Origin of the sequence: Methylobacterium sp. Leaf125 (assembly GCF_001423085.1) — a bacterium.
In the GTDB taxonomy this organism is placed as follows: Bacteria; Pseudomonadota; Alphaproteobacteria; order Rhizobiales; family Beijerinckiaceae; genus Methylobacterium.
The window spans coordinates 100,180-123,137 of sequence record NZ_LMNU01000023.1 but is presented as its reverse complement, the minus strand read 5'-3'; the positions used below and the strand labels follow the sequence as shown (position 1 = coordinate 123,137).

Sequence of the window (22,958 nt, the reverse complement as noted above, 5' to 3'; positions counted from 1 at the left end):
GTCGGTTCGTCCGGCGTGCTGCGTCCGGGGCCTAGGCCCCGTCGAAGCGGCCGCTGGCATGGGCCAGCATGGTGTAGACCTTGCCGGTCTCCGAGGTGAGGTAGGCATCCGCCCGCGAGGAGTCGCGGTCGTTCTTCGAGACGTCGCCGAGCAGGCGCTCGAACTCGCCGACGTAGCGGTCGACCGTGCGCCGGAAATCGGCATCCGCGCCGTAGCGGCGGCGGACCTCCTCGAAGGTCTGCCGGCCCTGCGCCGTGTAGATCCGGCGGTCGAACAGGTTCGGCTCGCCCCGGCGGTAGCGCTCCCACAGCTCCACCGCGGTCTGGTGGTCGATCATCTTGCCGATGTCGCTGGAGATCGTCTCGAGGGCGGTGCGCCCGCGCTCGGCCGCGGTCTTCTGGGCCTCCGCCTGCTGCTTCGTGGCCGGTGCCGGAGCGCTCGGCGCCGGATCCGCGTCCTCGTCCTCGTCCAGGGAGGCCCGCGTCAGCAGGTCCGAGAGCCAGCCGCGGCCCTCGCCGGCCCGGGCATCGGGACGGGCCGCCGGTGCGGTCCGGCCCGTCGCCGGGGCGGAGACGAGGTTCATCGACGTGCCGGGCCGGCCGGCCGCAGCCGCGGGCTTCGCCGTCGCGGCGGCCGGTGCGGCGGCGGACGGCTTGGCCGGGGCGGCCTTCGCCGGAGCCGCCGGAGCGGCCGCGGCGGGAGCCGGCGTCGGCGTCGGTGCCGCGGCGGCGGGGCGCTTCGGCTCCGACACCTGCGGGACCGCCGCATCCACCGCCCGTCCCGAGCTCTGGACCAGGCTGGAGAGCTCGGTCAGGGCCTTCAGCTGCTCGGAGACCACCCGGCGCATCTCGCCGGTGGCATCCTGCGTCTCCCGCGGGATCTCCAGCACGCCGCGCTGGAGGTCGGCCCGGGTGGCATCGAGCTCACGCCGGATCTCGGCCGCCATCTCGCGCAGCCCGGAGACGGATTCGCCGAAGCGGCCGGAGGCGGTTTCGAGGACGCCCATCATCTGCTGCGACGCCGCCTCGATCGCGGTGCGCACGGCCTCGGCGGTGCGCCCGCTCTCGCTGTCGGCGCTGGCGCGGAGGCCCTCGAACGCCTTGGCGACGGTGGTCCCGGCGCCCGCGGCGGTGTCGGACAGGCTGGTGCCCAGGGCCCGCGCCCGCTCCTCGGCGGCGCGCAGGGTCTCGCCGATCATCGCGTCGAAGCGTGCGGTCTGCGCGTCGAGGGTGCCGGAGCGCTCCTCGATCCGCGACAGCACGTTGGCGATGGCGGCCTCGCGCTCGCCCAGCCGGTCCGCGAGGCGGCTCTCGGCGCCCTGGATCTGGCCGGCCGCGCCCTGCAGCTGCCCGGCGGCGCCTTCGAGGTGGCCGACGGCCTGCCGCAGGGTCCCCGCATGGGTGCGGCCGATCTCGTCGAGGGCACGGCCGCGCTCGTCGAGGGAGACCGCCAGTTCGGCGGCGTCCCGCAGGGCGCCCTCGGCCACGTTCCGGAGAAGGTGGACCTGCTCGGACACCCCGGCGCTGGCGCGCTCGGTCTCGCTCGCCACGGCCGCCAGGCCGTCGCGGATGTCGGCGATCCGGTGCGAGAGGCTCGCCTCGATATGGCCGAGGTTCTGCCCAGTCCCGGCCAGGAGTTCGCGCAGGGCCTCGTTGGCCCCGTCGATGCGCTGCAGGACGGTCGTGAGTTCGCCGCGCATCTGGTCGTTGGCGTCGTTCAGGGACGCGATGGCGCGGGTCGCACCGCCGTCGATGGCCGAGAGCAGCGCCTCGGCGGAGGCGCGGGACTGGGCGGCCAGGGCCTCGGTGCGCTCGCGGATGGCGGCGACCAGCGGCGCTCCGCTCTCCTGCAGGGCCCGCTCGATGGCATCGCCGCGCAGCGCCAGGGCTTCGACGAGTTGGGCCGCCGGTCCGTCCACGATGGCGCGCAGGCGCTCTGACTGATCGGTCAGCTGGGCGACCACCGCGTTCCCGCGTCCATCGAGCGTCTCCACCAGGGCACCACCCCCGGTCTCGATGGCCCGGGTGATGGTCTCGGCACTCTCCGCGAGCCGGCGGGCGAGCGCCTGGCCGCGGGCCTCGACGAGGCCGGCCAGGGCCGTCGAGCGACGGTCGAACGCCTCGGTCATGGCGCCGGTGCCGGTGTCGAGCAGGGCCGCCACGGCCTCGTTGCGCTGGTCGAGGGCTGCGGCCAGGGCCTGGCTGTGCGCCTCGGCGAGGGCCGCGTGGCGATCGACGCGTTCGTCGAAGGCCGCGAGCATCGCGGCGGTGCGTGCGTCGACCAGGGACGCGTAGGCGTCCTGACGGTCGTCGAAGGCCGTGGCCAGGGCATCGCCGCGCGAGGCCACGAGGGTGGCGAACACCTTCATTCGATTGTCGATGCGGTTCGTGAAGGCCTCCGACCGGCTGTCCACCGCCTCCGTCAGGGCCTGGCCCTGCGTGTCGATGGTGCGGGCGAACTCCGCCGCGCTGGCCTCCACGAGGCCGCCGAGGGCCGTGAGGCGCTCGTCGAACATCGCCGCCAGGGCGCTGCCGCGGTCCTCGGCCTGCTGTGCCAGGACGTTGGCGCGGTGATCCACGGTCTCGTCGAGGGTCCGGAGCTGGGCGTCGAACACCGACGCGAGGGTGCGGGTGCGCTCCTCGACGCGGTCGGCCAGGGTGCCGGCGCGGCCGTCCACGAGGCCTTCCAGGGCCCCCAGGCGCTCGTCGAAGATCGCCACGAGGGCGCGGGTGCGGTCGTCGGCCTGCGTGGCGAGGCCCGATGCGCGCTCCTCGAACAGGGACACGAGGGTCTGCGCCATGGCCTCGGCCTGCTGGCGCAGGGCGCCCGCCCGGGCGTCCACCACCTGGTCGAGGGCGCCGACCCGCGTGTCGATGAGCGAGACCAGCGCCTGGGCGCGGGCATCGACTTCGTCGGACAGGGTGCCGGTGCGGTGATCGACGAGGCGGTCGAGGGCGCCGAGCCGCTCGTCGAACAGGGTGGTGAGGCCCCGCGTCTGGGTGTCGACCCGGTCGGTCAGGGCCTCGGCGCGGCCGTCGACCAGGCCGTCGAGGGCGGTCAGGACCTCGTCGAACAGGCTGCGCAGGCCCTGGGCCCGGGCGTCGAGCGACTGGGTCAGGTGGTTGCCGCGGCCGTCGACGATCGCGTCGAGGGCGCCGATGCGCTGGTCGAGGAGGGTGGTCAGGGCCTCGGTCCGGCTCTCGAGCGTCTCGGTCAGGTGCGCGCCGCGATGGTCGACGAGCTGGCCGAGAATGTTGATGCGATGGTCGAACAGGTTGGCCAGGGCGCGGGTGCGCTCGTCCACGGCCTGGGCCATCTCGCCGCTCCGGCGCTCCACCACCGCGTCGAGGCTGCCGAGGCGCTGGTCGAACTGCTCGACCAGGGTCTGGGCCTGGGCACCCAGGTTCTCGGCGAGGCGCTTGCCCCGGGTGTCCACGAGCTCGTCGAGGACACCGATGCGCTGGTCGAAGGTCTCCGCGAGGGCGCGGGTCCGGGCCTCGACCGAGTCCGCGAGGCTGCCGCCCCGACGGTCGACCACCTCGTCGAGCTGCTCGATGCGCTCGTCGAACAAGCTGGCCAGGGCCCGCGTCCGGGCCTCGACCGCCTCGGCGGCGCTGCCGAGGCTGGCCGCGATGGTGTCCACGAACGCCCGGCCGCGCTGGTCGAGCGTGTCGTGCAGCGGCGCGATGCGGTCGCTGAAATTCGAGCCCAGCGAGCTGGCGTGGTTGTCGAGCAGCGTCCGGATCTCGCCCGTGCGGTCGTCCAGCAGCTGGTGGACCGTGCGCACGCCCTCGTCGAGGAGCGAGCTGATATCGGACGTCCGGCGGTCGAGGGTGGTGCCGAGGCGGCCCTCGCCCTCGCTGAGCTGGCGATCGGCCTCGGCGACCATCTCGCGCAGGCGGGCCAGGATCGTCTCGCCGCGCTGCTCCAGCACCGCGCCGAGGGAGTTGCTGCCGAGGTCGAACAGGCGGGCGAGCTCGGTGATGCGGCCGCCGAGGGCACCGAACACGGCGCGCCCCTTCTCGTCGAGCTCGGTGCCCATCGCGGCGGTCCGGGCATCGATCAGGCGGACGAGTTCGTCCGCGCGCTGCGAGAAGGCCTCGCGGATCGCCACGGCCTGGGTGTCCAGGGCCTCGTTGGCGCCCCCGGTGCGCTCGACGATCATGTCCACGAGCTCGCGGGTGCGGGTGGCCAGATCCTCGTCCACCGCACGGGTGCGGCTCTCAATGAGGCGGATCGCCTCGAAGGCCTGGGTTCCGAAGGATTCCTCGATGAGGCGGCTGCGCTCCTCGAGGGCGGTGCCGATCGCCTCCAGGCGACCGAGCACGCCGGCGTCGAAGCGCCCGGCGCCCTCGTCGAGGCGGCGGGACAGTTCCAGGGTCTGCTCGTCGAGGCGGCGGGCGATCTCCGCCGAGCGCTCGCCGAGGACGTCGCCGAGGCTGGCGCCGCGCTGGGCGATGTCGAGGGCCATGGTGTCGGCCCGCGAGTCGAGGGCCTGGACGAGGTCGCGACCCCCTTCGACCATGACGCGGGCCATCTCGGCGGTGCGCACGATCAGGGCTTCGTTCAGCGCGGTGGCACGGCCGCCGAGATGGCCGTCGATCTGCGCCACCAAGTTGGCGAAGGTCTCGCCGATCTCGGTCGAGCGACGGGCGGAGCGCTCCTCGAGGGCGCCGAGCTGGCTCTCCACGGCCTCCTGGGCCTCGCGGGTGCGCTCGGCGATGCTGTCGGCCACCACCTTGCCCTGCACGGTGATGACGCGGTCCATCTCTTCGAGGCGGCCGGACACGGATTCGGTGAGGGCGGCGGTGTCGCGGGAGATGCGGTCGGCGAGGATGTCACCGCGGGCGATGGTCTCCTGGAGCGTCGCGAGCCGGTCGTTGAGGACGCGGTCGATGGCCTGAACCCGGGTCTCGGTGGTGTCGGCGAAGCTGGCGCCGGTCTGGCTGAGGGCGTCGTTCACCCGCGCGCCCTGCGCGGTGACGGCCAGCACGATGTCGCGCCCGGTATTGGCGAGCTGGGTCTGGGCGTCCTGCGCCTGGGCGGCGATGAGGTCGCCGAGGGTCCGGCCGTGGTTGTCGAAGACCGTCTCGACGTCGCGGATGCGGGCGATGAGATCGCCGCCGAGACCGTCGGCCGCGCGAGCGATCGTGCCGGCGGCGTCCTCGGCGCGCCGGGCCAGCTCGTCGTTGACGGCGTCCAGGGTGCTGCGCAGGGCTTCGATGGAGGCGCTGGCCTTGCTGCCGACCGTGTCGCCGAGGCCGTCGGCGGCGTTGCGCAGGAGCTCGGCCGCCTCGGCGGTCCGGGCCGCGAGATCCGCCGACGTGGCGGCCAGCCGGTTCTCGAAGATCTGCACCGCCTCGACGGTGCGGGCCTCCAGCTCGCCGGTGGCACTGGCCGAGGCGCGGCGCAGGGACTGCGCGGCCTCGGTGGTGCTGGCGCCGAGGGCCACGGTGGTCTCCTCCGCGCTGCGGCGGAAGGTGTCGGCGGCCTCGGCCGTCCGGCTGCCGATCTCGGATTCGAGCGTCGCGGCCGTGACGCGCAGGCTGTCCACCGCCTCCAGGGCCCGGGTCTCGAAGGTGTGGCCGAGGGCCGACAGGGCGCCCTCGAGCGTCTGCGTCGCTTCCTGGGTTCGGGACCGCACGAGTTCGCCGACGCGATCGCCGGTCGTCCCGAGGGTGGATTCCAGGTTCGCGCCCTCGACCGTGACGGTCCGGTGCAGCTGATGCGCCACCGTCTCGATGCGCTCGGCCAGGGCCGAGCCGTGCTGGTCGAGACCGTTGGCGAGGCCTTCCACCGAGCGGAGGAGGTCGTCGCGCACGCCGCCGGCGCGGTTGCCGAAGGTCTCCACGATGGCGCTGGCGGCGAGCGCCAGCGCGGCCTGGGCCTCGCGGCCCGACGCGTCGATGCGCTCGGAGACCGAGCCGCCATGGACGTCGATCGTCTCCCGCAGGCGGTTGGCCGCGGCCTCGATGCGCTCGGCCAGGGTGCCGCCGCGCTCGTCGAGGCGGGTGGTCGCGTCCTCGACCGAGCCGATCAGGGTCTCGCGGAGGGCGTCCGCACGGGCGCCGAAGCTCTCGATGATCGCGCTGGCGGCCAGGGCCAGGCCGGCCTGGGTGTCGCGGCCGCGGGCCTCGAACAGGTTCGAGACCTCCGCGCCGTGGACCGTGATGGTCTCGTGCAGGTGGGCCGCGGCGGTCTCGATGCGCTCGGCCAGGGCGCCGCCCTGGGTGTCGAGGCCGGAGGCGATGCCGTCCACCGAGCGGATGAGATCCTCCCGCACACCGTCGGCGCGGGCCGTGAAGGTCTCGATGATGCTGCCGGCGGCGGCGGCGAGACCGGTCTGGGCCTCGCGGGCCCGGGCCTCGATCAGGGCGGACACCCCGGAGCCGGCGGTCTCGATCTCGCTGCGCAGCGTATCGCCGCGGACGGAGATGTCGTGGGTGAGGGCGGCGCCGGTCTCGGCGAAGTGGGCGCGCAGGGCGTCGCCCGTCTCGGCGAAGTGGGCGCGCAGGGCGTCGCCCGTCTCGGCGAAGCGCGCGGTGATCTCGCCGCCCGTGGAGGAGAACTGGGCCGTCAGCTCGGAGCCGCGGGCCAGGAAGGCCTCTTCCAGGCCGCGCGTGGACTGTTCGAAGGTCTGGCGGACGTCGCCGCCCTGGCGGTTCAGGGCCTCGATGACCTCGGAGCCGGTCTGGGCCAGGGTGCGCGCCACCTGCCCGGCATTCTCCGCCAGGGTGGCGGTGAGGATGCCGCCGGTGCGCTCGAAGGCCCGGGTGACCTCGTCGGCCCGGGTCTCCAGGGACAGCGTGAGGGCGCTGCCGACCTCCGCCAGGCTGCCGCGGACTCCCTCGCTGGTGGAGGCGAGGCGCTGCACCAGGTCGTCGCCGCGGCCGGAAACCAGTTCGACGACGCGGTCGCCGGCCTCGCCGAGGGCGGCGGTGATCGCGTCGCCGCGGTCGCCGAGGGCCGACGTGATGGCCTCGCCGCGGGCGTCGAGGGCGCTGGTGACCCGGTCGCCGGCGCCGTTCACCGCCAAGACGATGCGCTCGGCGGCGCCGTCGAGCTCGGCCGTCAGGCTCTGATGGGTGCCCGTGATGGCACCGCGGACCCGCTCCGCATTGGCGATGATCGACTCGCGCTGGGCGACGAGCTCCTCGACGAGGGAGCGGATGCGGATCTCGTTGTCGGAATAGGCCCGCTCCAGGGTCGCGATCTCGCCGCGCACCAGGGTCTCGAGTTCGCCTGCCCGGGCCAGGGCCCGCTCGACGCCGTCGCCGACGGCCGCGACCTCGCGCCGGACGGTCTGCGACATGGTGAGCACCGCGTCGGTGGAGAAGTTCTCGGGCTCGGCCAGGCGGATCGCCACCTCGCCCACGGCGCGGGCGACGAGGCGCATCTCCTGGGCACGCACGGCGAGCATCCCCATGATGGCGAACAGCACCACGGGGCCCACGAGGGCGGTCGCCGCCACGGCGCCCTGGATCGCGCTCAGGCCCTGGAAGAAGCCGCGCAGGTCGCCGGAGGACTGCACCCAGGCCAGGGCGAGGAGGCCGGCGATCCAGAGGCCGCCGGCTGCGGCGGCGATGAGGTAGGGCGTGCGCGAGGGGCGGACGCGCAGGGTCTGCTGCAGGATGCCGATGTTCTGGCGGTCGTCGTTGGCCACCATGGAGCGGTCGGGCGGCAGGAGGCCACCCTCGCGGCGCGGGCGGTTGCGGTCCGGCGGCGGCAGGTCCGAGGCGAGGGGCTGGTCGAGATCGAGGCGCGGCGGCGCGAGGCGACCGCTGGGATCGCGGAGGGGATCGCCGTCGCCGACATCCGGAAGGCGGGGTTCCGCCCGCAAGGCCTCGTCGCCCTGAGCGAACGCATCGAGGTTGAGAGCCTGCTCGATCGCCGACAGAGCCGCCTCGGCCGGATCCTTGAGCTTCTTTTCCGTGGCCATACAACGCCTCGTTACGCGTATCCCGATCGTCGGCCGCGCCCGCCGATCAAGGTTACTTTTACCAATTTACCAAGGAACTTTAGACTTCGGCACGAGGCTCCGATACCCGAGCCCGCCGCAGCGCCCAAAAAACCTTAACGGAATGGTTACCAAGCCGAGGGCCGGTGCCGCTCCGTCGTCTTTCTGCATGATGCCTCAACGAGTAGACGGAAGCGAACGACGGCGGGGCTCAGCTGTGGATAGCCAGGATGGCCGTCGCCCCAGGCGCGAGGATGTTTTGCCAGATCCCGATTCCCGAGACCCGTCGGAGGCGGTGCTGTTCGACGCCGACCATCTGTCGCGCCAGACGTTCGGCGACGCCGCACTCGCCGCGGAACTGCTCGGACTCTTCGCCGACCAGTGCCGCCGCCTCCTGCCGGGGATCGTCGATCCGGACCTGGCTCCCGCCGCGCGGGCGGACCTCGCCCACACCCTGAAGGGGTCCGCACTCGGGATCGGTGCGGTCCGCGTCGCGCGAATCTCCGCTGCGATGGAGGACGGACTTCGTGCGGGCGGCACTGCCGCCCCGGCTGAAACGCTTACCGTTGCCGTCGCCGAAACCCTCGCGACCTTGACACGACCTCTCTGAAATACCGGGCTCGGACGTCGCGTCGCGGTTCATCGATGGAACGGCACGGCCGCTGCGGCGTAAGCGCAGGAAACATCGCCCGGTCGGCGAGCGCGCTTGCATTCGGAGGCCTGCCCCTTCAAGGCAGGCTTTGCGCCGCACAACCGGCCGTTCTACGCGTTGTCCGAGCCCGGAGTCCCCGATGCCCAAGATCACCTACGTCGACCACGCCGGAACGGCCAGGACCGTGGAGGGCGACGTAGGATCGACCGTGATGGAAGCGGCGATCCGCAACAACGTGCCGGGGATCGATGCGGAATGCGGCGGCGCCTGCGCCTGCGCGACCTGTCACGTCTACGTCGATGCGGCCTGGGCCGAGGTCGTCGGGCCCGCCGAGGCCATGGAGCAGGACATGCTCGATTTCGCGTCCGACGTGCGTGCGACCTCGCGGCTCTGCTGCCAGATCCGCATCACGCCCGAGCTGGATGGGCTCAGCGTCACGACCCCGGCGCGTCAGGGCTGAGCGGATTGCGCTCGGGGCCCCGGATGGCGCCAGGCGCCTGAGACCGGCCCCCCCGAACGTCGACGGCGCTGGCGAAGCCTACCGGACGAGCGCCCGCATGGCGCCATCGATGCCTTCCAGGTTGAGCGGGAACATCCGCTCCCCCATCAGCCGGCGGACCATCCCGATCGACTGGGTGTAGGCCCAGTGGTCCGCAGGAACGGGGTTCAGCCAGACCGCTTTCGGAAACCGCTCGAGGATCCGCGTCAGCCAAGCCTCGCCCGGCTCCTCGTTCCAATGCTCCACCGATCCGCCCGCCATGGCGATCTCGTAGGGGCTCATGGAGGCGTCCCCCACGAACACCACGCGATAGTCCGGCGGGTAGGTCCGCAGCACGTCGAGCAGCGGCAGCGTCGCGTCGTGCCGGCGCCGGTTCTCGCGCCAGACGCGCTCGTAAGGGCAGTTGTGGAAGTAGAAGTGCTCGAAGTGCTTGAACTCCGAGCGCGCAGCGGAGAACAGCTCCTCGGCTAGCGCCACATGGAAGTCCATCGAGCCGCCGACGTCGAGGAACAGCAGCACTTTCACGGCGTTTCGCCGCTCCGGCCGGAGTTTGACGTCGAGATAGCCCTTCGCCGCCGTCTCCCGGATGGTGCCGTCGAGGTCGAGTTCCTCCGCCGCGCCCGTGCGAGCGAAGCGGCGCAGGCGGCGCAGAGCCACCCGCATGTTGCGGGTGCCGAGTTCGACCGAGTCGTCGAGATCGCGAAATTCGCGCTTGTCCCAGACTTTTACCGCGCGGAAGTTGCGGTTGCCGTCCTGGCCGATCCGGATGCCCTCCGGGTTGTAGCCGTAGGCCCCGAACGGTGAGGTGCCGCTGGTGCCGATCCACTTGTTGCCGCCCTGATGGCGCTCGCGCTGCTCGGCAAGGCGCTGTTTCAGGGTTTCGAAGAGCTTGTCCCAGCCGCGCGCCTGCAACTCCGCCTTCTCGGCATCGGTGAGGTACTTCTCGGCGAGCTTGCGCAGCCATTCCTCCGGGATCGCCGTCGGCGCGGAGGCCTCGCCCAGGGTCTCGATGCCCTTGAACACGGCACCGAACACGCGGTCGAACCGGTCGAGGTTCCGCTCGTCCTTTACCAGGGCCGTGCGGGCGAGGAGGTAGAACTCCTCGATCCGCTTCCCGGCAAGATCGCGGTCGAGCGCACCCAGGAGCGTCAGGAATTCCCGCAGCGTGACGGGGATTTTGGCCTCGCGCAGGGCGGTGAAGAACTGGAGCAGCATGGCGCGACAACGCGGGAAGCCGGTGCCGGGGTCAAGGCCCGTCCAGGCCCCGACGCTCGGCAGAGTCACATACGTTAATCTGGGTATAACCCAGGATTTCTGTTGATATCGCCATGCCACCGTTATTCGGGCGGACAGGACTTGTCATCTGAATCGAACATCTTAGCCGCACGGTCTCGTGCAAGTCAGGACAAGTCGTCAGGGCGCATGGTCTTCGGGTTGAGTTAGGAGTGACCAACATGGCGCTCGCGTTGCGCTCATTGAGCGATTTCAAGCGGTTCCTCTCGGAGCCGGGCGCGACGATTCAGGTGGTGCGCAACACCTTCATCGACCGTCAACCTGCCTCCTTCGCAGACGCCTACCGAGCCAAGGGGATGTACGAGCCGCGCACCATTCGTGCGGTCTCGAAGAAGGCGGCGATCTTCTCGATCCAGGGGCATCCCACAACGATCTGGCTGTACTGGGACAAGGGCACACGCAAATGGCGCTTCAACGACGATACGGTGACGATCCCGCTCGACACCGGTCTCGGTCCGCCGGATGAGATCGTCTACCGCTGTAGCTATGCGCCCGGCATGGATCCGGCCGCCCATTCCTCCATCCGCCGGGCCAAACCTCGAACGCCAAAGCCACCCGATGCGCTCAAGCCAGCATCGTCGAAGCCACCACCGGGGCTGAGGGCTGGGCGAGGCGGTACGGTCCCCGTTTCTTCCAAATCAGCCGCCTCGAGCTCTCTCGCTGCGCCCGTGATGCCGACCCGCGGCCAGGGCCGGCTACTCTGACGCGGTCTAGTACGTTCCTCAGGCGGTCTTGCTGACCGGTTTGGACTCGTCTCCTGGCGTCGCGTCCCGAATTTCGACGCCTTTGCCGACGGTGCGGCGAGCACGAAAGGCCGGCCGAACTTCGGTCTCCTTCTTCTTCAGCATCGCACGATACTCGTCGCGCCGCTCGTGGATCGAGGCGATGACGAGGCCCATCGGCACTCCGACATCGACCAGGACGGCCTCCGAGAGCTGGAGCGATGCCTCGATGGTTTCAGGAACCGCATCATCGACGCCCATCTCGTAGAGCGCAGTGGCGTGGCGGGCATCGCGCGCCCGTGCCACGATGGTGATGTCGCGCCGCTCGGCCCGGGCCGCTTCCACCACCGCCTCGACCGCCCTGGGATTGTCCAGGGTGACGACCAAGGCCCGAGCGTTGGCAATATCGCAGCGGCGCAGCAACTCAGGATTGGCCGAATCTCCGAAATAGACAGGATTTCCGAGCCGGCGATGTTCCGAGACCCGGGCTGCATCCGCGTCGAGCGCGAGATACGGGATCTTGTGGCGAACCAGCATCTCGCCCACGAGTCGTCCGACGCGGCCGTACCCTGCGATGATCACCCGGTTCTGCTGACGGTCCGGCACCGGCTCCGCCCGCGCGCGACCAAGTTGGGCGCTGGAGAACCGCTTGCCGAGGCGTCGTGCCAGCACGGCGAGGGCCGGGATCGCGATCATGGTCACGGTGGTGACGATCAGGGCGGCCTGCCCGACCTCCTCGGGGACGAGGCCGCCTGCCAGGGCGCCGCCGATCAGCACGAAGGCGAATTCACCGCCGGGGCCCAGTAAAAGCGCCGCCTCGATGGCCACTGATCGCGAGAGCTTCAAGAAGCGCGCGGCGATGACGATGACGGTGCCCTTGATGAGGATCAGGGTCAGGGCAAGGCCCAACACTGCGCCCGGTGCCGACATGAGGTGGGCCGGATCGAGGTTCATGCCCACGGAGACGAAGAACACGCCGAGCAGCAGGCCCTTGAACGGGTCGATCGTCGCCTCGATGGCACGGCGATACTCCGTCTCCGCCAGCAGCAGCCCGGCCACGAAAGCGCCGAGGGTCATCGAGAGGCCGGCGGCGGCAGCCGTCACAGCGGTGCCGATGATGACCAGGAGGCAGGCCGCCATGAACAGCTCGGGCGAGCGCGTCCGGGCTACCAGTTGGAACAGCGGGCGCAGTGCGACGCGTCCGACCACGACGATCACCACGATGGCGACCGCCGCCTGACCGAGGGCCAGGGCCAGGGCGCCCCCCACATCGGAGCCGTCGTTCCGGCCGAGCACCGCGATGGCGAAGAGGACCGGGGCTACCGCAAGGTCCTGGAACAGCAGGACCGCGAAGCTGGCGCGCCCCGCCGGGGTATTCAACCGTTTCTGATCCGCCAGGACCGGCAGCACGATCGCGGTCGAAGAGAGGGCGAGGGCCAGTCCGACGATGATCGCGGCGGCGAGTGGCACCGAGAGAGACAGGAGGATCAGGCCGATGACGACCGAGGAGGCGAGGACCTGGATCGAGCCGAGTCCGAAGACGAGGCGACGGAGCGTTCGCAGACGCTCCCATGAGAGCTCGACGCCGATCATGAACATGAGGAAGATGACGCCGAACTCGGCGAGGTGCGCGATCTCCGCGCGATTGGCGATGGTGAAGGTTGAGACCCAGTGGTGCGTCTCGGCGAAGCGCCCGAGACCGAAGGGACCGAGCAGTGCGCCCGCGCCGATGAAGCCCAACACCGGGCTGATGCGCAGCCGATGGAACAGCGGCACCACCACGCCTGCGGTGACGAGGAATAGGATCACTTCCTTGTAGGATCCGGCGTGCACGTCCGTCATCGGTCGGGGATGTCTCCTGGTGCTGGAAGAGACGGTGCGGCGCACAGGTATCGCCCGGCCTCTCCGTCCACGACCATGGGCACCGGCGGCATCCCGGCGCAACAGCACACACGCCCCGAAATTACAAAATGGTCGGCTGCGACCATTCGGATGGGGAGACCGTGCTGGTCAGCACGCCTGATGCGGCGCAAAAACGGCACAATATGCGCATAAGGCAATGCCTTAACGGACGGTTAAGCGCGCAGCGTCGCGTTTCGAGATACGAGTGCCCCATGCGAAAGACGCCGCCCAACCGCGACGTGCAACGTGAAGCTCGAGAATGGCGCCGGGAAACCGACCGCTGGTCTCACGAACGGCATATCGAGAGGGGCTACCGCATCAAGTGGGGCTACGTCGCGATCGCCTATCTCGTGGAATTCATGGTCATCGGTGCCTCGCTCTGGGGTGCGTGGCTGTTCGCGGGCGTCTACAGCGACGGCGATTCCCAAGCCTTCTACTTCATGCTCCTCGCGCCGCTGGTCTACGCGGCCGTGGAACTCTGCCGCGTCCCCCTCGGTATCCTGGCCCGGACGCAGCGCTCCTATTTCATCCGCGCGCTGGCGATCGTGGGCATCATCTTCGCGGCCGGCGTGACCACCAAGTCGGTGTCCCAGCTCGGCGAGATGATGTTCCATCCGCGCCTGATGGATGCGGCCAAGGCGAAGACCGCCCTGAAGGATGCCCAGGCCGATCGCGGCACCATCGACAATCGCATCGCCGCGGCGGATGCGCGGGTGGCGCAGTATACGAACGAGCTCGATCAGATCGAGAAGCGCGCGGCCGAGAATTCCAGCCAGCTCGCCGGATTGCCGGCGCAGCGCTGCGAGCGCGTCTACGGCACCAACAGTCGCGGTCAGCGCTACTCCAACATGAAGTGCGTCACCGATCCGCGCACGGCGACCCTCAACGCAAGCGTCGCCAAGGCCGGCGCTGACCGAGGCGCCGTCACGAAGATGCTCGAGGAAGCCCGCAAGGCTCGCAGCGAACTCGACCGCGGCGCCGCGGAGCGCAAGGTTGCGGATGCCGAGCAGGCCTATCGCAACTCGGTCAACCGCTCACAGCTGCATTCCTTCACCGCCATGGTGTACGGTGTCGACCCGATCGACGTCAGCGAGGCACAGGTCCACGCCTTCCTGCGCATCTTCGTGTTCGTGCCGGCACTCTGCGCCGCCTTCGCCTCCACGATCCTCGCCCTGTGCGCCGTTTCGGTGCGCAAGACCTTCATGGACGAGGACGACCTCGGCGCCACCGTCGACCCGGCCGCGACTCCCTACATGCTCGATTCGATCACTGATGCCCTGCGCGAGGAAATGGCTTTGCACCAGCCTCGAGGCGTACCGAATGAGCCGTCGGTGGCCGCCCCGGCTCCGACCCCAGCCGCTGCGACCGCTGCGGCCCCGGCAGCGCCCGCGCCCGGCGGTGCGGTGATCCCGATCGATCGACGCGGTCCGGCCCAGGCCGCTAGCGCGGGAGCCGGCGCGTGAGCATCCACACCTCAGGTACCCCCGAGAACGTCGTCCTCGCTCAGAGCGTGAACGGGCGCCTACGGGCCGAGGCGCGCATCGTTGCCGCGCGCGCCTTCCTGTTCCGCTCCGTCGGGGCAGGGGCTTTCCTGCTTCTCGCTGGCGCCGGGGTCGGCGCAGCGTCCTACGGCTACGCCTACATGAACCAGTTCGACTCGGCGGCCGAAAAGATCGCCGCCGCGATGCAGGCTGCCCTGTCCGACGTGACCCTCAAGACCAAGGGCGAGGTCACACTGACGGATAACGTCTTGAAGCTTGAGGGTGGATTGCCGAAGGCGGGCGGAGCGCCGACGCCGACGAAGGCGCAACTCGGCAACGACGCAGCGCCGGCCTCCAAGGCCCCGGTGAACACCACCTTCACGGTGTTCAAGCAGGTGCCCTACATGGACGGCCAGATCGTCACCGGTTGGAACTTCCGCGCGAACGAGGACCAGCCGTTCCAGCAATACTGCTACTTCTCACGTCGCCAGAACGAGCAGAAGGGTCAGGTCGAGATCAAAATCGACTTAGCCATGGACGGAAAGACCCTGCCCCAGCCACAAAAGTCCGACGTCAACCTCGGTATCTTGGCTTCGAATTGCGTCTGGCACGACGGGAAGACGCTCTAAAACGGACTGGTCTTCGTCGGCCGCGGCCGGTGCCTTGCGGGGATCCTAGCCGCGCCCTAACCCCGGACGTTCCAGCGTCCCTACCCCGCGAGTACCGTCATGCGCTTCACCGGCACCGCCGACTACGTCGCGACCTCCGACCTGACGACGGCGGTGAACGCCGCCATCGTTCTGGAACGTCCGCTGCTGGTGAAGGGGGAGCCCGGCACCGGCAAGACGGTGCTGGCGGAGGAAATTGCCAAGGGGCTTGGTGCACCGCTCCTGACCTGGAACGTCAAGTCGACCACCAAGGCGCAGCAGGGTCTCTACGAATACGACGCGGTTTCGCGCTTGCGCGACAGTCAGCTCGGAGACCCGCGCGTCTCGGACATCGGCAACTACATCCGGCGCGGCAAGCTGTGGGAGGCCTTCACCGCGCCCGAGCGGCCGGTGCTGCTTATCGACGAGATCGACAAGGCCGACATTGAATTTCCGAACGATCTCCTGACCGAACTCGACCGGATGGAGTTCCACGTCTACGAGACCGGCGAGACGGTTCGGGCTGAGCGGCGCCCGATTGTCATCATCACCTCGAACAACGAGAAGGAGCTGCCGGACGCTTTCCTGCGACGCTGCTTCTTCCACTACATCAAGTTCCCCGACGCCGAGACTTTGAAGGCCATCGTCGAGGTGCATTATCCCGGCATCAAGCACCGCCTCGTCGAGGAGGCCCTACGCGTCTTCCTGGAGACCCGTGAAGTCCCTGGCCTGAAGAAGAAGCCCTCGACCTCGGAACTGCTGGATTGGCTCAAGCTCCTCGTTTCCGAGGACGTCACGCCCGAGATCCTGCGCGAGCGCGACGGCCGCAAACTGATCCCGCCGCTCCATGGCGCACTCCTGAAGAACGAGCAGGATGTGGGGCTGTTCGAAAAGCTCGCCTTTCTGATGCGGCGCGAGCAACGCGGCGGCTGAACCGCACCGCTGGGCATCGGCCCTGGGGCTGGAGAGTCGGCCGGACCGAGATAGAGTGGGGCTCTGGCGCAAGCCTCGTTCCCAGCGGAACGCTCGTGATGAAACTGAAGAGGCCGAGCTACGGGGTTGCCGAGCGCGGTCCGCCTCCCTGGACCCGCATCCCGTCATCGGATTGACCTGAAAGACCAAGCTCGCATGCGTCGCCTGATCCTCCTGCGTCACGCCAAATCCGACCGTCCGCCTGGCATCGTCGATCTTGATCGCCCACTGAACGATCGCGGCAAGCGCGCTGCCCCGCAGATGGGCGCGTACCTTGCCGCCGAGGGGCTGATTCCCGAGGCGGTCGTCGTGTCTCCAGCAAAGCGGACTCGCGAGACCTGGGAGGCGATTCAGAGTGCCCTGACGGGGCCCGAAGCTGAGATCGTCCCCTCGATCTACGATGCGCCTGAGGCAGCCTTGCTCTCAATCGTGCAGACCACGCCGGATACGGCTGGGAGCCTCCTCATGATTGGTCATAATCCCGGCCTGCAGGACTTGGCGATGCGGTTGGCCGGCTCTGGTGAGAAGGCCGGGCGCAAACGGCTGTCGCTGGAGTTTCCCACCGCCGCCGTGGTGGTTCTGGACTTCGAGGGCGACGCCTGGAGTACAGTTGCGGCCGGCACGGGGCGACTCGAGCGCTTCGTTGCACCGAGAGACATCAAGATCGGGGATTGAACCCTTCGCGCTCGGACGCCGTTGCCCTGATCCCGATCAAGCTTCGCAGATCCCGTGCTCCTCACCACGCTTCTCCTTCTTACGACGCTGCTGCCGCGCCTGGAGGGGACGGCCGAAAACCTTCGACCGGACGCGACGCTCTGGCGACTGACGCTGGCGGCGCGCGACGGGAGTCCGCCGCCTGTCCCGGTCTTCCAGGCGGAGAGCCGGGCCGTGTCGAACTGGCGCTATGAAGCGGCGGAGAACCTGCGCCCGGCTTCGCTCGCCCTGGCGGCCCGCTACACCTCCAGCGAGCCGGCCTTCGTTGCCCGCTGCGTCAAGCTGAACAATTACTGGTGCATCAAGAAGGCACGCTGGAATGGCGAGATCGGCGCCGACAGTGAGGGCCATACGGGATTTGCCTCCGCAGCCGATGGCGCAGACGCCGCGGCACAGTTGCTCCGGCGCTACTATCGCGAATTTGGCCGCCGCTCGGCGCTCGCCATCGTGCGGCGCTGGGCGCCCGCCGAATGCCGGACCGTCGGGTCGGTCGCACCCCTCGCGAACCGTCGAACGGGTGCAAAGATCGCCCTCGCGATCGCGCCCCGTGGGATCGGTGGCACACTCAGGGCGCGATTCCTCGCTCGCCATCCGCGCGGCGGAATCTCCCGTCCGTCGAATGCGGCGCGGGGCGGCCCCCTGAGGGTTCAACCCTGGTCACCGTTGGCCCGCATGCGGGGGCGTCCGAGCCCAGTGCGGGGGATGGTCAAAGCTCCGGCTTCAGCCCAGCCGGCAACCGTGATGGCCTCAAGATCGGCCCTGCTGGTCCGGCCTTCAGAAATCCTGGTGAAGCCCTCCACCGTGATCGCTAAACCATCCGTACTGATGGTCGAGCCGAGCGCTGTTCTCGGCGCTGCATCGCCGGGCCAGCGATCTGCGACGCTGCAAAAATCCGGGTCGGCCGCGAGTTTGCAGGAGCGTTTCGTGGCCGAGTCCGCTGCCCTGCCGTCGATTGCGGCGGGTCTACCCGGCCTGCCCCTACTCGATCTCAGCGTGCCAGCGCCCTTCTGCGGCAACGACGAGACCCGAATTCGTAATTATGCCACCCGGATCGCCGCCAGCGCGGGCCTGAAGATCGAGGACGATCTTAAACTGTTCGGACCGGATGGACGTCCATTGCCGAACCTAGCCCCGGTCATGCTGGCGATGTCGAGCGTGGAGCTTGGAGCCCTGCGCGCCGGCCCTGCCTTGGTTGAGGCCGCCATTGCACGTCTCGACGCTACAAACCTCGCCGCCGTCAACTCACCGTGATCGCGGGCGCCTCACCTTCGAGTCTTGCGGCGGCGTCGCTGTCGCGCCACCTCAGCGATATCGTCGCGCCGTCACGTATCACTCTTCCCAGCCCGTCTCTCGAATAGGTTGCCATGAACAGCTTCGCCGCGCGTGCGGGTTCCGCGGTCAAAGCCTTTGCCGAGGCGTCGAGCGACCTGCTGATTCAGCCGACCTTGCGGCTCGGCGTGACCGGCCTTGCACGTTCGGGCAAGACCGTCTTCACCAGCGCCCTGATCCACCATCTCGTGGAAGCTCATGCGCTCCCGGCCTTTGCGCCAGCCCATGAAGGCCGCTTGCGCCGGGCGCGCCTCGTGCCGCAGCCGGACGACGACATTCCACGCTTTCCCTACGAGGAGCACTTTGCGGCCCTGACCGAGCAGCGGCTTTGGCCACGATCGACCGACCGAATCAGCCAGTTCCGCTTGGCCATCGAGTACGAGCGATCCGGCGGCTGGCGCTCCGGTCCCGGCACACTGATGCTCGATGTCGTGGATTACCCGGGGGAGTGGCTACTCGATCTTGCGCTGATCGACCAAACTTACACCGCTTGGTCGCGCGCCACGATCGCGGGTACGCGCCGGAGTGGCCGCGGGGCCATGGCTGCGCCCTGGCTCGAGACTCTGAAGCAGCTGGACCCGCTCGGACCTCTCGACGAGGTGGTGGCCGAGCACGCCAGCACCGCCTTCAAGACCTATCTCTCGGCCCTGCGTGCCGGTCCCGAGGCGGTGGCGACGACCCCGCCTGGACGCTTCCTCATGCCTGGCGACCTCGCCGGTTCACCGGCCCTGACCTTCGCGCCGCTCGATAGCCTGCCCGAGACGCTGGCCCCGGACACGCTCGGCGGGCTGATGGAGCGCCGCTTCGAGGCCTACAAGGCGAAGGTCGTCGAGCCGTTCTTCCGCAATCACTTCCAACGGGTCGACCGACAGATCGTCCTCGTCGATGTTCTCGCTGCCGTGGATGCCGGGCCTGCCGCGCTGGCCGAGCTCGAGGAAGCTCTTGACTCCGTGCTCCTCAGCTTTCGTATCGGGCGCAATACGATCCTGTCCCGGATGTTTGCACCGCGCGCCGAGCGCATTCTGTTCGCCGCCACCAAGGCCGACCACCTGCACCAGACCAGCCACGATCGCCTCGACGCCCTGCTACGGCTCCTCGTCTCCCGGGCGATGCGGCGGACGGAGGCCGCCGGTGCACGGGTCGGCACCGTCGCCTTGGCCTCGGTCCGCGCGACGCGCGAGACCACCGTGCATGACGGCGACGAAATCCTCCGTGCCGTATCCGGGACACCGGAAGCGGGTGAACGTGTCGGCGACGAAGTCTTCGACGGTTTGAGCGAGGCAGCGATCTTCCCCGGGGAGCTGCCGGAGCGTCCGGAAGCGGTACTGGAGGGTGCCGTCCCGCCGGGATCCTTACGGTTTCCCCGCTTCCGACCGCCTGTCGTGAAGCCCGACGCGCTCGGCCGCCCGGGGGACCTGCCGCAGATCCGGCTTGACCGCGCCATGCAGTTCCTCATTGGCGACAAACTCACCTAAGGCCTCCGGGATCTCTCAGCTATGAGCTCAAGCAACCGCCCCCGCGCGTTCCGCATTCCGCCGAGCGGATCTGAGCCGACCACCGACGGTGCTGCACCGCCTTCCACGGCATCGGCGCAGGTCCGCATCGTCGAGGAACCTTTCGAGATCGTCGATGCCGCCGACGGTGTCGCGGTGCCTGTCGCGCCAAAGGCGCGTGCTCCATGGCTGAGCTTGTTTCTCGTCGCTCTTGGAGGTCTTATTTCACTCGGCGTCGGATTGTCGGTAGAGCGCCTGATTGCCGATCTGTTCAGCGCTGCGCCCTGGCTCGGCGCTGTCGCCCTGGTCCTGCTGGCCATTGCGGCGGTCGCATTCTTGGCTCTCGTCGCTCGGGAGCTCTCCGGAATCTGGCGCGAACGACAGATCGAGCGGGTCCGCGGCAAGGCGATGGAGGCGATTGCCGCCCGCGACCATTCCGCGGCACAGGCCGTCGTCCGGGATCTGATGAGTCTCTACGCCGAGCGCTCTGCACTGGCAGCAGGCCGTGCTCGGCTCGCCACTCTCGGTGATGCCATCCTTGATGTCGACGACCGCCTTGGCCTTGCCGAGCACGAGTTGGTCGCGCCTCTCGACCGCCAAGCCCGCAACGCCATCGCGGCAGCGGCTAAGCAGGTCTCGGCGGTGACCGCCCTAAGCCCGCGTGCCATCGTCGATGTTGCCTTCGTGATCTTCGCTGCCGTGCGCCTGCTGCGCCGGATCGCCACGATCTATGGCGGACGCCCGGGCTTCCTCGGATTTCTGCGCTTGGCGCGTGCCGCTTTCGCGCATCTCACCGTGACGGGCGGGATGGCGGTGGGGGAGAGCATGATCCAGCAGGTGCTCGGCCTCGGCATCGCCGCCCGCGTCTCCGCCAAGCTGGGTGAGGGTGTGCTCAACGGGCTGATGACCGCTCGCTTCGGCCTCGCGGCGATGGCCGTCTGCCGGCCCCTGCCGTTCGTGCGAGAGGCGCCGCCGCGTCTCTCGGACGTGGCGGGCGAACTGCTGAAGCCCTTAGCAGATGAGGCGAAAGGCTGACCGCTAGAGGGTCTTCATGAAGCCGGCGAGGCGCATCAGACCCTCCGGCCAGGGGCCGTGCCCGCTCTCCACGTTGATGTGTCCAGACTCGCCTGCATCGACCACGACAGCACCCCAGGCATAGGCGAAGTCCTCGGCTCGGGCGTAGCTGCAGTAAGGATCGTTGCGGCTGGCAACCACCAAAGATGGAAAGTTCAATGGATCCCGCGGCACCGGCGCGAAAGCGGTTACGCTGACGGGCAGGTTCGGCGTCGTCTCGACGTCGGGGAAGGCTACGAGGAGCGCGCCGCGTACGATGCCCGGTGCGAAGTTTGGAGCGGCCTGCACCGCCGCCACGACGCCGAGGCTGTGCGCGATCAGGATCACGGGGCGGGTCGCGCTGTTCACGGCCTCGACGATCCGCCTGCGCCAAGCCTCTGCATCGGGGTGATGCCAGTCATCCTGTACGACGATGCGGCCTGTGGAAAGTCGATCGGCCCAGCGAGCTTGCCAGTGCTCGTCTTCGGACCCAGCATAGCCCGGCAGGATCAGGATCTCGCAATCGGCAATTTTCATGGCTCTTCCGATAACGGCTGGGCTCTGCACCGTCGAGCCATCCGTGACCTTCCACGCGGAAAGGGGCGGCACGATCACGTGCCGCCCCTTCATGCCAATTATGGAAGATCTGTGGTCCGGTTCAATGAGGCTTAGGCGCGGAGGCGGGAGACGAAGCTTGACCCTGATCCCGGTTCCCGGGTTGCTCGCTCCCGGCAGCCCGCTGGACGGCCGCGTTGAGGTTCTCTGGATCGAGGGCGCTCGCCACGAATTCGCGACCGCGATGGGTGACGTCGCGTGCGTAGCGCAGACCCTGGTCACGCACTTCGTCCGCCCAGGGACCGACATTCTCGTCCTCGGTACGCGTCCGCGGAAGCAAGGCGCCGATCAGGAGACCGGCCGCGAGACCGACCACGCCGACGAGCAGCGGGTTCTCGGAAACGAAGTCCTCGACGGCCGAGCGACCATCTTGAAAACGCGCGCTGCCGCGCTCGCTCAGATCGTTGATGCGACGTCGCCCTTCCTGGCGGGTGTCCGAGGCCCAGCTTCGGGCGTCGTCGTAGACATCCGAGGCGCGGTCGCGCAGGTCCTGGGCCTTGTCGGACACCTGGTCTCGAACGTCGGCTGCCGTTTCGGATGCACGGTCGCGGAGGTCGCTGGCGCGCGACTTCATTGCATCGGAGGTCGACGAAGTATGGCTTCCCTCGGTCGTGTAGATGCTGTGGGTTTGAGTGCCTGTGTGTTGAGATGTAGGGCTGGGCACATCGTGCAGAGAGCCTTCCACCTGATGGCCACGCGGCATCCCGGCGGCGAGGGCGATATCGTCCGGGAGCGAGCGGTGCTCGTCACCGGGTTTCTGGGTCGAACTCATGGGTTACTCCTGAAGGTCGCCGATGGCCGCGGGGGCCGGGTCAAATCATGTGTGATCGCCAACGAGAGCTTAAATCTGCGTTTCGCTGGTGAGATGGTTCACGGGATGCTGCGTCGGGAGGTCTGGGTCGTAGACGCGGTCTGCACCAGTTTTCGTCACGGGGAGGCCGTCGACCGCGAGGCGCGCGCGTCGGCGAACCCCCGGCGTCGGCTGGTTGGTGGACATGCGGTGAATCAGCCAGCCGACACCTGCGGCGATCAGGAGCACCGGAACCGGATTGCGCCGGACAGCCTCCAAAGCCCCGTCATAGGCGCCGCTGAGAGGCGTACGCCGGGCATTGCCCAGCATCTCGTCGACGATGCTGGAGACCGAGAGGCGCTCCTGAATCTGGTCGATCGTCTGGTCGAGGCGGGCGCGGCTCGCCTCGATGTCCTTCTCAAGATCGTTCAACGATTCGGTCATCCCGAGACCCTCTCAGACAACGTACGGGCGTCCTCGCGGACCTGGCGGGTCGTCCGGACGGGGGCGAGGGTGGAGAGCGACATGGCATTCCGCCCGATCAGGGCCAGGGCCACCGCAATGACGAGGAGGACACCGCCGACGATCAAGGCAGCCAGCGCTTCAGAATGAACGACGGTGGCAAGCCATTTCACCAGGGCGTCGACGAGGACGAAGAGGGCGACGACGCCAAAGACGGCAGCGCCGACGAGGAGCCCGAGCCCGATGAACAAGGCTCGGACGTTGCTGGTCATCTCGTTGCGAAAAAGAGCAATCTCTTTTCGCGCAAGTTCGTTGGTTTCCCGCAGGGCGTCGCCGATCAGGCCCTGGATGCTGGATTGCGGACCGGTGGTCATCGA

At 69.0% G+C, this 22,958-nt stretch carries 16 protein-coding genes and 1 pseudogene; 10 read left to right on the top strand and 7 right to left on the bottom strand.

The window, feature by feature from the left end; all coding sequences use genetic code 11:
* Positions 1-31: 31 nt before the first annotated feature.
* The gene (locus ASF58_RS16910; RefSeq protein WP_055954987.1) at positions 32-7,939 is read right to left on the bottom strand and encodes a hypothetical protein; all 7,908 of its coding nucleotides are present in this window, start codon (positions 7,937-7,939) and stop codon (positions 32-34) included.
* Positions 7,940-8,252: 313 nt separating this feature from the next.
* Here ASF58_RS16910 and ASF58_RS16905 point away from each other — a divergent pair, with 313 nt between their 5' ends.
* Together ASF58_RS16905 and ASF58_RS16900 are read left to right on the top strand one after the other, a co-directional pair.
* Positions 8,253-8,567, top strand: coding sequence for an Hpt domain-containing protein (locus ASF58_RS16905; protein ID WP_055954984.1), 315 nt, complete (start codon positions 8,253-8,255; stop codon positions 8,565-8,567).
* A 181-nt stretch (positions 8,568-8,748) separates the two neighbouring features.
* A complete protein-coding gene (locus ASF58_RS16900; protein WP_055954982.1) occupies positions 8,749-9,069 on the top strand; it encodes a 2Fe-2S iron-sulfur cluster-binding protein in 321 nt (106 codons plus the stop codon).
* 78 nt (positions 9,070-9,147) lie between these two features.
* Here ASF58_RS16900 and ASF58_RS16895 read toward each other — a convergent pair whose 3' ends face one another.
* Positions 9,148-10,323 carry a VWA domain-containing protein gene (locus ASF58_RS16895; protein WP_055954977.1) on the bottom strand — a complete coding sequence of 392 codons (1,176 nt, stop codon included), beginning with the start codon at positions 10,321-10,323 and terminating at the stop codon, positions 9,148-9,150.
* A gap of 239 nt (positions 10,324-10,562) precedes the next feature.
* Between ASF58_RS16895 and ASF58_RS16890 the strand changes: the two are divergent.
* Positions 10,563-10,886 (top strand): annotated as a pseudogene (locus tag ASF58_RS16890) (hypothetical protein); the annotation flags it as partial.
* Positions 10,887-11,123: 237 nt separating this feature from the next.
* On the opposite strand, the gene ASF58_RS16885 reads toward ASF58_RS16890, so the two are convergent.
* On the bottom strand, positions 11,124-12,965 hold the full coding sequence (locus ASF58_RS16885) for a cation:proton antiporter (protein WP_055954975.1): 1,842 nt from the start codon (positions 12,963-12,965) through the stop codon (positions 11,124-11,126).
* A gap of 272 nt (positions 12,966-13,237) precedes the next feature.
* Between ASF58_RS16885 and ASF58_RS16880 the strand changes: the two genes are divergently transcribed.
* The 7 genes from ASF58_RS16880 (at position 13,238) to ASF58_RS16850 (ending at position 20,696) form a co-directional block, all read left to right on the top strand.
* Positions 13,238-14,488: a hypothetical protein gene (locus ASF58_RS16880; RefSeq protein ID WP_055954971.1), complete on the top strand. Its 1,251-nt coding sequence runs from the start codon at positions 13,238-13,240 to the stop codon at positions 14,486-14,488.
* Complete coding sequence (locus ASF58_RS16875) at positions 14,485-15,135, top strand: hypothetical protein (protein ID WP_055954969.1); 651 nt, start codon at positions 14,485-14,487, stop codon at positions 15,133-15,135. The genes ASF58_RS16880 and ASF58_RS16875 overlap by 4 nt, the downstream gene beginning before the upstream one ends.
* Before the next feature lie 99 nt (positions 15,136-15,234).
* The gene (locus ASF58_RS16870; protein WP_055954966.1) at positions 15,235-16,086 is read left to right on the top strand and encodes a MoxR family ATPase; all 852 of its coding nucleotides are present in this window, start codon (positions 15,235-15,237) and stop codon (positions 16,084-16,086) included.
* A gap of 195 nt (positions 16,087-16,281) precedes the next feature.
* Positions 16,282-16,800, top strand: coding sequence for a histidine phosphatase family protein (locus ASF58_RS16865; protein WP_055954963.1), 519 nt, complete (start codon positions 16,282-16,284; stop codon positions 16,798-16,800).
* A 54-nt stretch (positions 16,801-16,854) separates the two neighbouring features.
* Positions 16,855-18,090, top strand: coding sequence for a hypothetical protein (locus ASF58_RS16860; RefSeq protein WP_055954960.1), 1,236 nt, complete (start codon positions 16,855-16,857; stop codon positions 18,088-18,090).
* A 113-nt stretch (positions 18,091-18,203) separates the two neighbouring features.
* On the top strand, positions 18,204-19,643 hold the full coding sequence (locus ASF58_RS16855) for a YcjX family protein (protein WP_055954957.1): 1,440 nt from the start codon (positions 18,204-18,206) through the stop codon (positions 19,641-19,643).
* Positions 19,644-19,664: 21 nt separating this feature from the next.
* On the top strand, positions 19,665-20,696 hold the full coding sequence (locus ASF58_RS16850) for a TIGR01620 family protein (protein WP_055954955.1): 1,032 nt from the start codon (positions 19,665-19,667) through the stop codon (positions 20,694-20,696).
* Positions 20,697-20,699: 3 nt separating this feature from the next.
* Here the strand turns inward: ASF58_RS16850 and ASF58_RS16845 are convergent, their stop codons facing one another.
* From ASF58_RS16845 to ASF58_RS16830, 4 genes are all read right to left on the bottom strand, one after another.
* Positions 20,700-21,251 (bottom strand): alpha/beta hydrolase, encoded by a 552-nt coding sequence (locus ASF58_RS16845; protein WP_055954952.1) that lies wholly within the window; start codon positions 21,249-21,251, stop codon positions 20,700-20,702.
* Positions 21,252-21,372: 121 nt separating this feature from the next.
* Positions 21,373-22,101, bottom strand: a complete 729-nt coding sequence (locus ASF58_RS16840) for a hypothetical protein (RefSeq protein WP_082513137.1) — start codon at positions 22,099-22,101, stop codon at positions 21,373-21,375.
* Between the two features lie 69 nt (positions 22,102-22,170).
* Entirely contained in the window at positions 22,171-22,563 is a 393-nt protein-coding gene (locus ASF58_RS16835) for a DUF3618 domain-containing protein (RefSeq protein ID WP_055954949.1), read from the bottom strand.
* The gene (locus tag ASF58_RS16830) at positions 22,560-22,955 is read right to left on the bottom strand and encodes a phage holin family protein (RefSeq protein WP_055954947.1); all 396 of its coding nucleotides are present in this window, start codon (positions 22,953-22,955) and stop codon (positions 22,560-22,562) included. The genes ASF58_RS16835 and ASF58_RS16830 overlap by 4 nt, the downstream gene beginning before the upstream one ends.
* Between the last annotated feature and the right edge of the window lie 3 nt (positions 22,956-22,958).